The organism is Peptoniphilus genitalis (genome assembly GCF_023614525.1).
In the GTDB taxonomy this organism is placed as follows: domain Bacteria; phylum Bacillota; class Clostridia; order Tissierellales; family Peptoniphilaceae; genus Peptoniphilus_A; species Peptoniphilus_A genitalis.
Window position 1 is genome coordinate 211787 of sequence record NZ_CP097885.1, and the last position, 13934, is coordinate 225720.

At 35.9% G+C, this 13934-nt stretch carries 15 protein-coding genes; 2 read left to right on the forward strand and 13 right to left on the reverse strand.

Features of this window, described 5'->3' with window-relative positions; all coding sequences use genetic code 11:
• Positions 1–6: 6 nt before the first annotated feature.
• Positions 7–1944 (reverse strand): acyl-CoA dehydrogenase family protein, encoded by a 1938-nt coding sequence (locus tag M9426_RS01020; protein WP_082705788.1) that lies wholly within the window; start codon positions 1942–1944, stop codon positions 7–9.
• A gap of 308 nt (positions 1945–2252) precedes the next feature.
• Between M9426_RS01020 and M9426_RS01025 the strand changes: the two genes are divergently transcribed.
• Together M9426_RS01025 and M9426_RS01030 are read left to right on the forward strand one after the other, a co-directional pair.
• Positions 2253–2834, forward strand: coding sequence for a nitroreductase family protein (locus M9426_RS01025; protein ID WP_250342181.1), 582 nt, complete (start codon positions 2253–2255; stop codon positions 2832–2834).
• Positions 2834–3859 (forward strand): PTS sugar transporter subunit IIC, encoded by a 1026-nt coding sequence (locus tag M9426_RS01030; RefSeq protein WP_250342182.1) that lies wholly within the window; start codon positions 2834–2836, stop codon positions 3857–3859. The genes M9426_RS01025 and M9426_RS01030 overlap by 1 nt, the downstream gene beginning before the upstream one ends.
• 65 nt (positions 3860–3924) lie before the next feature.
• Here the strand turns inward: M9426_RS01030 and M9426_RS01035 are convergent, their stop codons facing one another.
• From M9426_RS01035 to accB, 12 genes are read right to left on the reverse strand one after another with little or no spacing between them, the layout of a single operon-like run.
• On the reverse strand, positions 3925–4401 hold the full coding sequence (locus M9426_RS01035; protein WP_250342183.1) for a MarR family winged helix-turn-helix transcriptional regulator: 477 nt from the start codon (positions 4399–4401) through the stop codon (positions 3925–3927).
• Positions 4402–4410: 9 nt separating this feature from the next.
• Positions 4411–4830, reverse strand: coding sequence for a 3-hydroxyacyl-ACP dehydratase FabZ (gene fabZ / locus M9426_RS01040; RefSeq protein WP_148465830.1), 420 nt, complete (start codon positions 4828–4830; stop codon positions 4411–4413).
• Between the two features lie 2 nt (positions 4831–4832).
• Positions 4833–6050, reverse strand: coding sequence for a beta-ketoacyl-ACP synthase II (gene fabF / locus M9426_RS01045; RefSeq protein WP_250342184.1), 1218 nt, complete (start codon positions 6048–6050; stop codon positions 4833–4835).
• On the reverse strand, positions 6047–6775 hold the full coding sequence (fabG, locus tag M9426_RS01050) for a 3-oxoacyl-[acyl-carrier-protein] reductase (RefSeq protein ID WP_250342185.1): 729 nt from the start codon (positions 6773–6775) through the stop codon (positions 6047–6049). The genes fabF and fabG overlap by 4 nt, the downstream gene beginning before the upstream one ends.
• Positions 6772–7668, reverse strand: coding sequence for an ACP S-malonyltransferase (locus tag M9426_RS01055; protein WP_250342186.1), 897 nt, complete (start codon positions 7666–7668; stop codon positions 6772–6774). Before M9426_RS01055 ends, fabG begins: the two co-directional genes overlap by 4 nt.
• Entirely contained in the window at positions 7665–8687 is a 1023-nt protein-coding gene (locus M9426_RS01060; protein WP_195444042.1) for an NAD(P)H-dependent flavin oxidoreductase, read from the reverse strand. Before M9426_RS01060 ends, M9426_RS01055 begins: the two co-directional genes overlap by 4 nt.
• Entirely contained in the window at positions 8665–9594 is a 930-nt protein-coding gene (locus M9426_RS01065; protein ID WP_250342187.1) for an NAD(P)H-dependent flavin oxidoreductase, read from the reverse strand. The genes M9426_RS01060 and M9426_RS01065 overlap by 23 nt, the downstream gene beginning before the upstream one ends.
• 1 nt (position 9595) lies before the next feature.
• A complete protein-coding gene (locus tag M9426_RS01070) occupies positions 9596–10489 on the reverse strand; it encodes a 3-oxoacyl-ACP synthase III family protein (RefSeq protein WP_250342188.1) in 894 nt (297 codons plus the stop codon).
• Complete coding sequence (gene accA, locus M9426_RS01075) at positions 10489–11256, reverse strand: carboxyltransferase subunit alpha (RefSeq protein ID WP_250342189.1); 768 nt, start codon at positions 11254–11256, stop codon at positions 10489–10491. The genes M9426_RS01070 and accA overlap by 1 nt, the downstream gene beginning before the upstream one ends.
• On the reverse strand, positions 11243–12103 hold the full coding sequence (locus tag M9426_RS01080) for an acetyl-CoA carboxylase carboxyltransferase subunit beta (RefSeq protein ID WP_148465814.1): 861 nt from the start codon (positions 12101–12103) through the stop codon (positions 11243–11245). The genes accA and M9426_RS01080 overlap by 14 nt, the downstream gene beginning before the upstream one ends.
• Positions 12093–13472, reverse strand: a complete 1380-nt coding sequence (locus M9426_RS01085; protein WP_250342190.1) for an acetyl-CoA carboxylase biotin carboxylase subunit — start codon at positions 13470–13472, stop codon at positions 12093–12095. Before M9426_RS01085 ends, M9426_RS01080 begins: the two co-directional genes overlap by 11 nt.
• Entirely contained in the window at positions 13469–13933 is a 465-nt protein-coding gene (gene accB, locus M9426_RS01090; protein WP_195444014.1) for an acetyl-CoA carboxylase biotin carboxyl carrier protein, read from the reverse strand. The genes M9426_RS01085 and accB overlap by 4 nt, the downstream gene beginning before the upstream one ends.
• Position 13934 lies beyond the last annotated feature (1 nt).

A 13934-nucleotide genomic window follows, 5' to 3' on the forward strand; every position in this document is an offset into this window, starting at 1 on the left:
GCCTCCTTACTTTCTATCAGCAGTAAAATCTTCTTCAATGAAGTTTTGCTTTTCTTCTTGGCATTCTGGACAAGTCCAATCCTCTGGTAATTTTTCGAAATCTGTACCTGGATCGATTTCTCCTTCTGGATCTCCGTAGTTTGGATCATATTCATATCCACAACCTGGACATACCATAACTTTATAGTTTGGAGCTAACTTTCTAGGTTTAGATCTTCTAACTTTAACCATTGGAGGTGCTGGTTCTTTTTCACCAGTTCCTAATGCTTCAGCAAGAAGTGGCATGATTTCAAATATGTCTCCAACTATACCGTAGTCACAGTTCTTAAAGATTGGAGCACCTGCGTTCTTGTTGATAGCAACAATTGTTGATGCATTTTTAATACCCTTTAAGTGTTGGCTGGCTCCTGAAATACCACATGCGATATATAGGTTACCATTGAATTTTTGTCCTGACATACCAACGTATCTTTCAAGTGGAAGAAGTTTTAGAGTTTCTGCAACTGGTCTTGAAGAACCAAGTGCTGCACCTGCTGCGTGAGCAAGTTCTCTAGCCATATCCATGTTTTCTTCTCCACCGATTGCCTTACCTACTGAAACAACTCTTTCAGCTTCGTAAACAGGAGTATTAATGTCAATACCTACAGAGAAGTCGTATCCGTCTTTCTTAAGGTTTTTAACTAGTATATCAACAGCTTCTTTTGCTGTGTCTGCTTTTATAATTTCTCTTTTTCTTTCTCCAGTGATAGGGCCAGCTTTTTTATCTAATACAGCAGCTCTACCTTTTTTCTTTGGAGCTTTACCAATAAGGTGACTTGCAACTACAACTCTTTGGATTTCAGAAGTACCTTCATAGATTGTTGTAATCTTAGCATCTCTGAAGAATCTTTCTACGTCCATGCCCTTTAGGTATCCATTACCACCGTGGATTTGAAGAGCTTCGTTAACAACCCACATAGCAACTTCAGATGCAACTGTCTTAGCCATTGCAGCTTCCATTGAATAGTTTTCGTGATTTTGTTTCATTTCAGCAGCTGAATAAACCATAAGTCTTGCAGCTCTAATCTTTGTAGCCATATCTGCAATCTTAAAAGCAACTGCTTGTTGTTGAGCAATTGGTCTACCAAATTGAACTCTTTCTTTTGCATAAGCAAGTGCAGCTTCAAATGCACCTTGTGCAATACCTAGTGCTTGAGATGCGATACCAATTCTACCACCGTCAAGTGTTTGCATTGCAATTCTAAATCCTTGACCTTCTTTACCAAGTAAGTTTTCCTTTGGAACCTTAACATTGTTAAATTGAAGTTCAGCAGTAGTTGAAGATCTAATACCTAATTTGTCATAGTGATCTCCAAATGTGAATCCTTCCCATCCCTTTTCTACTATGAAAGCAGAAATTCCGTGAGTACCGATTCCTGGTGTAGTTACTGCATATACAACATAAGTGTCAGCAGCTGGAGCATTTGTGATGAAGATCTTGTTACCATTTAAAATGTAGTAATCTCCATCAAGAACTGCAGTTGTTTCTGTACCACCTGCATCAGAACCAGCATTTGGTTCAGTTAATCCAAAGGCACCAAGTTTTTTACCTTGAGCAAGAGGTTTTAAATATTTTTCCTTTTGTTCTTTTGTACCGAAAGCTTGAATTGGATAAGATCCTAGTGAAGTGTGAGCTGATAATACAACACCAACACCTGCGTCTACTCTAGAAAGTTCTTCTACAGCGATAGCATAAGAGATAACATCCTTACCTGCTCCGCCTTCTTCTTCTGGATATGGAAGACCCATCCAACCGTTTTCGCCAATCTTCTTTACAATTTCTTCTGGAAATTCATTGTTTTGATCAAGACCAAAAGATAATGGCTTGATTTCTGCTTCTGCGAATTCTCTGATAGCCTTACGAAGGGCTTCATGTTCAGCAGTTGTCTTGTACATATTTGACATATTTTCCTCCTTTTAAGATTAAAGATAATTAAAGTATTTGATACTTTAAAAGTTAAAAACAAAAGATACACCAATACGGTATACAATAATTAAAGTATACATCATCTTTGATAAAGTGTCAAAACATTTTCACAATATTTTTAATAAATCTTTAAAAATATTTTTATGGTGAAATCTTTTCTTTTTTCGATTTTATTTATACCCCAATTTAAAAAAATTACAATCTATTAGTCTATTAATTGATTAATTCTTTTTTTGTTGTAAAATATAAAACTAACAAGAAGATATTTATTGAAAATGGAGGAATTATGGAATTAGAAAAGTTATTAGAGTGGAGAAGATCTTACAGAAAGTTTGATGAAGAAAGAGAGCTTTCTAAGGATGACATTGATGGAATTTTAAATTCCATTAAGTTTGCTTCCTGTGCAAACAACAGACAGTATCTCAGATTCATTTCTGTTGAGAGGAAGGAAAAAGTTTTAGAAATTTTTGACAAAACAAGATGGGCTGCCTCTCTCCCTAATGGTGCAGGTAGACCTAAAGAAGGCGAAAGACCAGTTTATTTTATTGCCATCTTAAGTGACAAGGAAAAGAAATTAAAGTTTGATGGAGTTGATCAGGGACTTGTGATTTCTAATTTAACTCTTGCTGCTGCTGAAAGAGGAATTGGGTCTTGCATCATTGGAAGTGTCACTGACGACAAGATGCGCGAAATTTTATCCTATGATGAAAGATACACTTGTAGCCTCGTCATTTCCTTTGGCTATCCAAAGATTGAGTCTTCTATAAAAGAAATTGTTTTAGGAGAAGATCAATCTTATTACCTAGATGATGATGGAAACTATGTGGTTCCAAAGTATAAGATTGATGATATTGTAAGGAGGATATGATGAGCGGAACCGAAAAAACTTTTTCTAGTTTTATAAAGAGAAAATCAAAATTATATTTTATTGACGCCCTTGGCGCCATGGCCTTTGGACTTTTTTCAACTCTATTAGTTGGAACAATCTTAAATACTCTTGGCAAGTCCTTTAATATTGTATTTTTGACAGATGTCCTTTGGCCCCTAGCACAAAAAGCAACGGGACCTGCCATTGCAGTTGCAATTGCCACAGCTATGGCTGCCCCAAGTCTTGTTGTTTATGCGGCAACTGTTGTTGGTATAGCTGGCAATGAACTTGGCGGTCCCATGGGAGTTTATATTGCCACTATAGTCGCAGTTGAGTTTGGAAAACTTGTTAGCAGGAAGACAAAAATCGACATAATAGTTACTCCTGCCATTACAGTATTAAGTGGTGTTTTTGTTGCAAACTTTGTGGGTCCTATTATAGGCGACTTTATGAACCTACTAGGGGCAATTATTATTAGCGCCACAGAAAAGGCTCCCTTCTTTATGGGGATAATTGTCTCAGTAGTTGTTGGAATCGTCTTAACACTTCCCATTTCATCAGCTGCCCTATCAATGATGCTTTCCCTTTCATCTCTTGCTGGTGGAGCTGCAACTATTGGCTGTTGTTGTCAAATGGTTGGCTTTGCAGTTATGTCCTATCGTGACAATAAGATTGAAGGTCTTGTTGCTCAAGGTCTTGGCACTTCCATGCTACAGATGCCCAACATTGTGAGAAAACCTCTTATAATTATCCCGCCAATACTTTCATCGGCAATCCTGGGACCAGTCTCTACAATGGTCTTTAAACTCGAGAACACTCCCCTAGGTTCTGGCATGGGAACTAGTGGACTTGTGGGACAAATATCTACCTTTGCTGCCATGCCCGATGTCCCTTTTACGAAACTTCTTGGAATAATCTTGCTTATGCACATAATCCTGCCTGGTCTTGTGACCTTTGCGATCTATGAAGTTCTCTACAGGAAGGGACTAATTCAAGATGGAGATATGAAATTATATTTTAAATAAATTAAGACGAGCACAAATTACATGCTCGTCTTTTTTAATCTTCTAATAATTTTAAATTAATTATATCAAGGCTTTTCATTTTGTCTTTCATTAATAAAGTTGGTAACTTCTGGCATAAGTTCACTGCTCATTATATTCATAATATTTTCAAGAGTTTCTATGTCTTTCCTATCCACTCTTTCTCTTAGTCTATCTAAGACTACTTTTACATAGGATGTCTTCATACTATAGTATTCATAAAACTTGTCTGTGCATTCAAGAAAGTACTCCCTTCGATCTTCTTGGGATTGAACTTTTCTGAGATAGCCCTTCTTTATCAAGGCTGTTAACTTATAGGCAATATTTGGATGTGACCATTCAAGAAAGTCTGTTACGTCACTTACTCTAGGTCTATTTAATGCGTGTATTACTTCCATTGTGAAAGTTTCTGTTGCAGTTAATGTTGCCTCCCTATCTTCTAGCTTAGCAAACATATTCTTATACAAGTTCAACTTAAACTTATCGTAGACTTCGTTAAATTTTTCTTCCAAATTATTGTCCATACTAGCCTCCTATTGTAGTGCAAAGGATACTTCACAAGTCATAATTTTTTCTCCCCCTCTTGTAATATAACCCTCTGCAATGCCAAGATTTTTTATTAATTTTATCATTTTACAACTTATTTCTAAATAGTCTCCAGGTCTCACAGGTTTATAAAAGCGTGCTCGTTTTACTCCTCCAAGTATGGCAAGCCTGCCTGGATTTTCTTTTAATAAGGCAACAGCACCAACTTGTGCAACAGCTTCTATCTGAAGAACTCCTGGCATAATAGCTTCCTGTGGAAAATGTCCTTGAAAATAATATTCACCACCGGATACTGCTTTTATTCCCTTTGCGTATTTATTATTATCTATTTCTACAATCTTGTCAACAAGTATAAAGGGGTAGGTATGAGGTAAAATTTTTCTTAATTCATCAAAGCTTATTTCCATAATCAATACCTCTTAAAAATTAGGCAGGCGTTATGACCACCAAAACCTAAAGAATTTTTTAAAAAATAATTTATTTTGTAGTCTTCAGCCTTAAGTGCAAAGTTAAGATCACATTCTTCATCTTTGTTTTTATAATTTATTAAGGGCGGCAAAAAGTTTTCATTCATTGCAAGTATAGATAGTATTGACTCAACAACTCCTGATCCACCTAAGAGGTGGCCCATTTGAGATTTAGATGAGGAAACCTTGACCATCTTGCTTCCAAAAACACTTTTTATTGCTAGGCTTTCAAGCTTATCATTTAAGTTTGTCGATGTGCCATGAGCATTGACATAATCAATTTCACTTGGACTTATACCTGCATCTTTAATTGCATAGCCCATGGCTTCTCTTGCAAACTTTGCACTTGGAGATGGAGATGTTATATGATATGCGTCACAATTAACTCCGTAACCAACAATTTCTCCTATTATATTTGCCCCTCTCTTTAGGGCAGACTCCAAACTTTCTAAAACTAAAATTCCTGCTCCTTCTCCCATTACAAAACCATTTCTATTCTTGTCAAAGGGGATTGAAGCTCTATTTTTGTCCTTGGAGATACTCAAGGCTTTCATGGAAGTAAATCCACCAATACCAAGGTAGGTTATTGATGCTTCGCTTCCGCCAGCAAAAATTATTTCCTCATAACCATTTTTTATTGCCCTATAGGCTTCTCCTATTGCATTAGTTGATGATGCACAGGCTGTCACCATTGAAAGGCAAGCTCCATGAGCTCCTATATCTATAGCAACATTAGCTCCAACAGAATTTATTATCGCCTTTGGAATAAAGTAAGGACTAAGCTTATCAAAACTTCTCTTCATACCCCTTTGATAGTCTTCTTCAATAGTCCCAAGGCCACCTATACCTGATGTTATATAAACACCAACTCTTCTATTTTCCATTTCTTCTCTTGAAATCTTCGCATCTTCCATTGCCCTCCTTGCTGCTAGTAGTGCATATTGATTTACCCTGTCTAGCCTATTTAATTCTTTTCTCGTAAACTCTTTCTCTTCATCATAATCCTTTAGTTCAGCTGCAAGAGTAACTTCCCTATCATCTATTGGGTACCTACTTATCTCATCAATGGCACATTTTTCTTCACGCATTGCCTTAATTAATTCTTCCCCTGTTGAACCAAGAGGTGTCAAGGCACCAAAACCTGTTACAACAACTCTCATATATTCATTCCTCCATCAACAGAGATTACCTGTCCTGTTATGTAAGAAGAGTCCTCTCCTGCAAGAAAACTAACCACATTAGCTACGTCCTTAGCAAGTCCATATCTCTTCATTGGTATGTCACTAAGAATTTGTTTTTTAACTTCATCTGATAAGGCCTCTGTCATTTCTGTTTCTATAAATCCCGGGGCAACTGCATTCACTAAAACATTTTTTGAAGCCACTTCCTTGGCAAGTGCTTTTGTAAAACCAATGACGCCTGCCTTTGATGCACTGTAATTTGTTTGACCTACATTTCCTCTTATTCCACTAATAGATGAAATATTAATTATCCTTCCAGCTTTCTTCTTCATCATCTGCCTTGCAAATAATTTTGATAGATAAAAAACAGAATAGAGATTAGTTTCTATAACTTGCTTGAAGTCTTCTTCCTTCATCCTGAAAATTAAATTGTCTTTCGTCATTCCTGCGTTATTAACAAGGACTTCAACCTCTATATTTTTTTCACGACAAAAGTTAAAAATCCTTTCGCAATCTTCTTGCTTTGATAGGTCACCCTTCACGCAAATAACTTCTGTCTTCAATTCATCTTTTAATTCATTTATTTTATCTTCTCGGCTTCTTGTGTGGAGGATTAAATTATAATTTCCTGTAAGCCTTCTTGCTATTTCCCTTCCAATTCCACCACTAGCACCTGTTACCAGTGCATATTTTTTATTACTCATTTCTCACCTCGTATAATTTCCTCTTCATTCTTCAGAGACCTAACTTCAAGGTCTTTAAAGTTTTTCTTAATTATTTTTGAAATAACATCTCCTGGTCCAATTTCTATAAACTCATTTACTCCCTGGTCTACCATGCCCTTTATATCACCAAAAAGTCTAACAGGACTATAAATGTGTTGAGACAAGACTAGGTTCAAGTCTTCTCCTTCATATTTTTTTCCACTTAAATTCAAATAATAGTCCAGGCTTGCTTGGGAGAACTCGACTTTCTTTAGGTCTTGATAAAATTTTTCTCCAGCAGTTTTCATAAACTTTGTGTGAAAGGCTCCGCTAACTTTCATCTCAATACTTCTTACTTTTTCATTCTTTAAAAAATCCTTAAAAATTTTTATCTTGCTAGATTCTCCTGCCACAAGAACTTGACTTGGACTATTTATATTGGAAATAAAAATTTCCTTATCTAGTGATGAATTTAAAATCAGGCCTTTAACTTCATCTTCATTTTTATTTAAAATTGCCAGCATTTTGCTTTCTAACTTTTGACTGTCTTCATCCATTAGCCTTCCCCTTGTTTTAACAAGTGAAAGAGCTTCTTTATAAGTTAGTACACCTGCTAGAACTAAGCTTCCATACTCTCCAAGACTAAGCCCACAAGTAGCAACAATATCTTCCCTATCTTTTAAAAACTCAAGGGCAGAAATTTGAAAGGCTAACATTATTGGTTGAAGGTTTTTTGTCATAGAAAGATCACTTAAACTTCCATCTAAAATAATATCTTTATACTCAGCAATTTCCTCATAAATATGTTTGGTCTTTGGGTGCCTTAAAAACTCCCTTCCCATTCCTTGGTATTGAGATCCTTGCCCTCCAAAAACTATTCCTATTTTTTTCATTCTTCCTCCAGTAACCAGTCTATGTATTCATCAAGAGGCCTAATTTTTTCAATCTTTTCAACATCTGTGCCTGCAAAGAAAAGTCCTGACTCAAGATTTCCTCTTACAGCATTGATAAGTGCTTCACTTATGCAGTACTTGGTGTCTTTTCTTTTACAAGTCCTTATGCAAGAAAGGCAGTGATTGGGAGGGATGTTTTCTGTTTCCATCTTCTTTACAAGCTTAGTTTCCATTCCCCTCGCTAAGAGACCAACTGGACTTTCTAAGATAAGATTTTTCATCTTTGATGACTTGACTCTCTTTAAGATTTCTTCTTTAGCTGACATTGGAAGTCCAGATTCTTTTGTAAATAAAAATCCCGTCCCAATTTGTACTCCACTTGCACCTCGATTTAAGGCTTCTTTTACTTTTTCAGGTCTACCAAATCCTCCACCAACAAAAACTGGTATCCCATCACTAATTTTTAAAATTTTTTCCAGTTCATCTAAAATATTTATTTCTAAATCTTCTCTTTTAAATCCAAGGTGACCTCCTGCTTTTGGGCCTTCTAAGATTACTAAATCAGGTCTTCTATTGTACTTGTCCCACCTTTTCATAATTAGCCTCAAGGCTCTCTCTGAAGATACGATGGGTCCAATTATCTTTTCCTTGGATATGTGCTTTGGCAGATCTAGGGGAAGGCCAGCACCTACAACTATGCCATCCACATCTGTTGTATTCAAAAAATCTAAATAATCTTCAAATCTTTCAACAACCTGCATTAGGTTAGTAAGTATAATTCCTCTCCCTTGAGACTTTTCTTTTGCATATTTTAAATCTTTTAAATAGGCTCTCTTATTTGCTTCAAAAGTATTTTTCAAAAAATCTTTTTCCTTATAACCCGGGTTGACCATAGAGAGGGTGCCTATGCCGCCACGTCTTGCCACTCCTCCAACAATGTCTGGACTTGACATACCAATTGCCATTGCCCCTTGGACAAGTGGGATGTCAATGGACTTATTTTTTATTCTTATAGACATCTTTAACCTCTTGGTATTCTCTCATCAGCTTTTCTATAAAATCCTTTACACTAAGTATCCTGTCAAAGGATCCAATTGATAAGCCAGTCATGACAGAGCCGTTTTCCACATCCCCATTGACCACTGCCCTTTTAAGTCTGCCAAGGGTAAAGCCTTCAAGTTCCATCAAGGAGTTTTCTCTCTCAAGCTTTTGATATCCTCGCGTCATCTTATTTTTAATTAGTCGCATTGGTATCCCCTTTAGGTTTCCAATTACAGTTACCTTTGAGGAGTTGGACTTCAATAAAATATTCTTATAATTTTCATGAAGGGGACATTCTTTTGTAAATAAGAACCCAGTCCCAATTTGTACTCCACTTGCACCTAAGACTTCAGCGGCAAAAATTTCCTTGCCTGAAGCAATCCCACCTGCTCCTATAATTTTTTTATTAGTTTCTTTTACAGCTTGTGGCAATAAGGTCATAGTTGTCATTTGACCAATATGACCACCTGCTTCCATACCTTCAGCTATATAGGCATCGGGTTCTAAGGCTTCGTACCTTTTTATTTGTAGCGGAGAAGATATAAGAGGAATAACTTTTATATTTTTTCTTTTAAAATCATCTGCAAACTTTCTATAAGTTCCTGCTCCTACAGTTATTACTCTTACATCCTCTTCTAAAATTACCTTGACCAAGTCATCAATGTCTGGCCTAAGCATCATTAAGTTAACACCAAAGGGCTTATCTGTTTCTCTTCTAAGGGCTTTAATATTTTCTCTTAGTTCTTCCTTGTCCATGCCACCAGAACCTATTATGCCTAGGGCGCCAGCTTTTGATACAGCTGCAGCAAATTCACCCTTAGCTATATGTGCCATTCCGCCCTGTATAATTGGATAGTCTATATTAAGTAAATCTTTTAAATCCATCTCACCACTCCATTAAAATACTTGCAAGTGAAAGCCCTGCACCAAATCCAGATAAAATGACTTTCTCCTTATCCTTAAATAAATCAATATTTTCTGCAATCACAAGCGGAATTGATGCAGCAGAAGTATTTCCATATTTTTCTAAATTCTGTAGAGAATTATTTTTGTTTATTCCCAGTCTACCTATAAGCTGATTAATAATTCTTTCATTGGCTTGATGTAAAATTAATTTATCTACATCTTCTCCCCTTAAATTATTTTTATTTAAAAGTCTTCTTATAGAATTTGAAACCTCTTCCACTGCAAACCTATAAACCTTTTTGCCATCCATGGTAATAAAAGAATTTTCATCCAAGTTCAAGCTGTCTTCATGGGGAAATGAAGCAATATCAGTTTCCCAAAGTTTATCGTTCTTCTCTACCAAGACTCCACCAGCTCCATCTCCAAAAAGTATGGCTGTCCTCCTGTCTGTCATATCCATGTAGTCAGAAATTTTTTCGCTTGCAAAAATATAAGCCCTTCTCCCCTTATCAAGATAGGACTCTGCAATAATTAAGCCAGCAGCAAAACCAGTGCAGGCTAGGTTTATGTCAAGACATAGGCAATGTTGGTTTCCTCCAAGTTCATCTCTTACTAAGCTTGATATAGATGGCATCCTCTTTTTAGATGTGAAGGAGGCACAAATAATTAAATCTAAGTCTTGCATTGAATTTTTAAATTTTTTGGCTAAGTCCAATGCCATAAGATCATTTCCACAATTAGAAAATTGTCTCGTAAATATGCCCGTCCTCTTTTCAATCCACTCTGAACTTGTATCAAGAAATTTTTCAAAGTAAGAATTATCTAAGAAGTCATTAATATCAAACTTGTGAGCTTCTATAAACTTTAAACCCATTAAACACCTATCCTTCTAAATTTTTCATGTCTATCTTTAAGGATCTTATCCGAAGAAAGTTTTGAATAGTATTTCAAGTCTTCAAGAATTATCTTTTTAAGATCAGAAATTTTAATTTTGTTGTCAACTTCTCCTACTATTCCATCAATAATTTTATCTTCGTATAAATCCTTAGCAGTTAATCTCATTAAATCAGCAGCCTCTCTCGCCCTAGACTTGTTTTTGTATAAAATCGAAGAAAAACCTTCTGGAGAAAGAATTGAAAACACAGCTCCCTCTCCCATATAAATTTTATTGGCAAGGGCAAGTGCCAAGGCACCGCCAGACCCTCCTTCTCCTATAATAAAGGCGAGGCTTGGAACCCTTAGGCCTGCCATTGTCATCAAACAATCAGCTATTAGTTGGTGCTGACCTCTTTCTTCTGCTTCAACTCCAGGGTAGGCTCCAGGTGTGTCAATAAAAGTTACAAGAGGTCTTTTAAATTTTTCTGCAGCCTTCATAAGTCTAATTGCCTTCCTATATCCATGAGGTTCTGGCATTCCAAAATTTGTTTTTATGGCTTCTTCTATCTCGTGACCCTTTTGAATACCAATAAAGGTCAAAGTATATTTATCAAGTTCACCTAGGCCACCTATTATTGCTTGTGAATCTCCAAAGGCCCTATCGCCCTTTACATAAAAATAATCCTCAAATAAATTTTCAATTATTTCTTTCGAAATACTTCTTTCCTTTGACCTGGCATTTACAACTTTTTCATAAGCGTCCATACTTCCTCCTATGCATCCTCAAAATTTTTCCAAGGGCTTCTCTTTGATCCTTTCTTTCAAGAATCATGTCAAGAAAACCAAACTCTTCCAAATTTTCTGCCCTTTGAAAATTTTCAGGCAAGCTTTCATGAAGGGTTTCCTTTATTACTCTCGGTCCAGCAAAACCAATTAAGGCACCAGGCTCGCCAATATTATAATCGCCTTGAGCTGCAAAGCTTGCACTTACACCACCCATTGTTGGGTTTGTTAAAAGACTTATGTAGAGTCCACCCTTTTCTTTAAAAGAGCCCAAGGCTGAACTTATTTTTGCCATTTGCATAAGAGAAAACATTCCTTCTTGCATCCTTGCCCCACCACTAAGGGAAATTATAATAATTGGCAGCTTACATTTTTCAGCCTCTTCAATCATCTTTGTTATTTCTTCTCCAACATAGGTCCCAAGACTTCCCATCATATATTGGTCAATTAGAGAAGCAACAATGACAGAGTTTCCTAAGATTTTTCCCCTTGCAAGCTTTACTGCTTCAGACTTTTTGTCTTCATCCTTCTTCCTATAATTGGGAAAGTTTATAGGATTTGATTTTTTTGTACCAAAATCAATAAGCCTATAACCCTTATCTAGGAGTAGGTCAAATCTATTTTCGCCTGTTAGGGGTAAGTAGAAAGAGCAGCGAGGACAAATAAATAAATTATTTTTTAAGTCATCTAAATAAATAAATTTCCCACAAGCCTTGCATAAAATTCTCTCCTGACTATTTCTTTTAAAGGATGAATTTTTTGTGAGCTTGCTTAAATTTTTTATTGTATTTAACAAGCTCTTCCTTTTCTTAAAATCTTTAAGTGACATTATCCCTCACCTCTTTCATTCTTTTTAGAAGATCAGTTTCTTTTTCTCTTATAAAGTTAGTGCTTATATTGCCCCTTATAAAATCTAAGTCAAATAAAATGGAATACATAAAACCTAGATTAGTCTCAATCCCATCAATCATAGTTTCTTCTATAGCTCTTCTTAGTTTTTTAATTGCAGAGAGTCTCCTCTGGTCCTTTACAATAATTTTTCCAATCATTGAATCATAATAAATGGGAATTTCCAATCCCTTGTAGATTGCAGACTCAAATCTTGTGTCCACTCCTCCAGGTGTAAATAAAAAATTTATCTTACCACTTGATGGAGTAAAGTCTTTCATTGGATCAAGTGCATTTATCCTAACTTCTATTGCATGGCCTGAAACTTTTACATCTTCTTGATTAATTGATAGGCCTAGACCAGAAGCAATCCTAAATTGTTCCTTTATTATGTCAAGTCCTGTTATCATTTCTGTTACAGCATGCTCTACTTGAAGTCTAGTGTTCATTTCACAAAAATAAAAATTTTCATCCTTATCAACTAAGAACTCAACAGTACCTGCACCAAGGTAGCCAGTAGCTCTGACACAATCCAGGCTAGCCTTATAAAGTTTTTCCTTTAATTCATCTGAAATGAAATTGCATGGGGCTTCTTCAAGAATTTTTTGATTATTTCTTTGTAAACTACACTCTCTTTCATATAAGTGAAGGAACTTATTTCCATCAGACAAAACTTGGACTTCAATGTGCCTTGGATTTTCAATAAATTTTTCTATAAATATTCTTTCATCCCCAAAGGAAGCCTTGGCTTCAGCCTTGGACAAGTCGATGTAGTGAAAAAGATTTTCAGGAGAATCAACCCTTCTCATTCCCTTGCCTCCACCACCAGACCTGGCTTTTAAAATTATTGGGTATCCTATTTTGTCACAAATTTCTAAAATTTCTTCCTTTGATTCACCATCAAGAGAGTGTGCCTTCGCCACAGGAACTTTTATATCCTCCATAAGATTTTTTGCCCCAATCTTATCTCCCATAAGTTTTATAAGATTGGGACTGGGACCAATAAAAATAAGTCCAGCATCGCAAACTTTTTTTGCAAATTCGTAAGACTCGGACAAGAAACCATAACCAGGATGAATTGCATCGCAACCCTTCTCTATAGCACAAGTAATTATGGCATCCATGTTCAAGTAAGTGTCCTTTGAAAACTTATCGCCTATGCAAACTGCTTCATCAGCTATATAAATATAGGATTGGTAAGCATCTGCTTTCGAATAAATAACCAGGGTCTCAATGCCAAGTTCCTTTGCACTCCTCAAAATCGAAAGAGCACATTCGCCACGATTGGCAATTAAAACTTTCTTAATCATATTTGCTCCAACTTAAATATTTCTTGATCATATTCAACAAAGTCTTCATTATTCACAAGACAATCAATAACTTTGCAATCATAGGGTGCCTTTAACTCATTCATCATCTTCATTGCCTCAATTATACAAAGGGTGTCTCCCTTCTTTACTTGGTCTCCCACTTTTACAAAGGGTTCAGAGTCAGGACTTTTTGAAGAGTAAAAGACTCCTAAAATTGGAGTCCTTAAAGTTTTTATATTTTTATTAGCTTCAACTTCTTCTTTCTTATCAAATCCAGAAACTTTTACTGAAGCTTTATCGAGTTCTCTAGTAACTTCTCTTTCAGATATAAGATTCTTCTCTATAGGTTTATTTTTTTTTAGCATCAAAGAAAAATTTTCCATCTTAAATTCTAATATTTCTAAAGAAGAATTTTCTAAAGAACTAATAAGCTTGTTTGTAAGATCTAAATATTTTTCCATT

What these genes read in the sequence shown, in the direction of transcription:
- M9426_RS01070 (WP_250342188.1), bottom strand. Translation starts at nt 10,489, where the DNA reads ATGGGTTTAAAGTTTATAGAAGCTCACAAGTTTGATATTAATGACTTC.
- fabG (WP_250342185.1), bottom strand. Translation starts at nt 6,775, where the DNA reads ATGAGTAATAAAAAATATGCACTGGTAACAGGTGCTAGTGGTGGAATT.
- M9426_RS01035 (WP_250342183.1), bottom strand. Translation starts at nt 4,401, where the DNA reads ATGGACAATAATTTGGAAGAAAAATTTAACGAAGTCTACGATAAGTTT.
- M9426_RS01025 (WP_250342181.1), top strand. Translation starts at nt 2,253, where the DNA reads ATGGAATTAGAAAAGTTATTAGAGTGGAGAAGATCTTACAGAAAGTTT.
- fabF (WP_250342184.1), bottom strand. Translation starts at nt 6,050, where the DNA reads ATGAGAGTTGTTGTAACAGGTTTTGGTGCCTTGACACCTCTTGGTTCA.
- M9426_RS01065 (WP_250342187.1), bottom strand. Translation starts at nt 9,594, where the DNA reads ATGGATTTAAAAGATTTACTTAATATAGACTATCCAATTATACAGGGC.
- M9426_RS01080 (WP_148465814.1), bottom strand. Translation starts at nt 12,103, where the DNA reads ATGTCACTTAAAGATTTTAAGAAAAGGAAGAGCTTGTTAAATACAATA.
- M9426_RS01085 (WP_250342190.1), bottom strand. Translation starts at nt 13,472, where the DNA reads ATGATTAAGAAAGTTTTAATTGCCAATCGTGGCGAATGTGCTCTTTCG.
- M9426_RS01055 (WP_250342186.1), bottom strand. Translation starts at nt 7,668, where the DNA reads ATGAAAAAAATAGGAATAGTTTTTGGAGGGCAAGGATCTCAATACCAA.
- accB (WP_195444014.1), bottom strand. Translation starts at nt 13,933, where the DNA reads ATGGAAAAATATTTAGATCTTACAAACAAGCTTATTAGTTCTTTAGAA.
- accA (WP_250342189.1), bottom strand. Translation starts at nt 11,256, where the DNA reads ATGGACGCTTATGAAAAAGTTGTAAATGCCAGGTCAAAGGAAAGAAGT.
- M9426_RS01060 (WP_195444042.1), bottom strand. Translation starts at nt 8,687, where the DNA reads ATGTCTATAAGAATAAAAAATAAGTCCATTGACATCCCACTTGTCCAA.
- M9426_RS01030 (WP_250342182.1), top strand. Translation starts at nt 2,834, where the DNA reads ATGAGCGGAACCGAAAAAACTTTTTCTAGTTTTATAAAGAGAAAATCA.
- fabZ (WP_148465830.1), bottom strand. Translation starts at nt 4,830, where the DNA reads ATGGAAATAAGCTTTGATGAATTAAGAAAAATTTTACCTCATACCTAC.
- M9426_RS01020 (WP_082705788.1), bottom strand. Translation starts at nt 1,944, where the DNA reads ATGTCAAATATGTACAAGACAACTGCTGAACATGAAGCCCTTCGTAAG.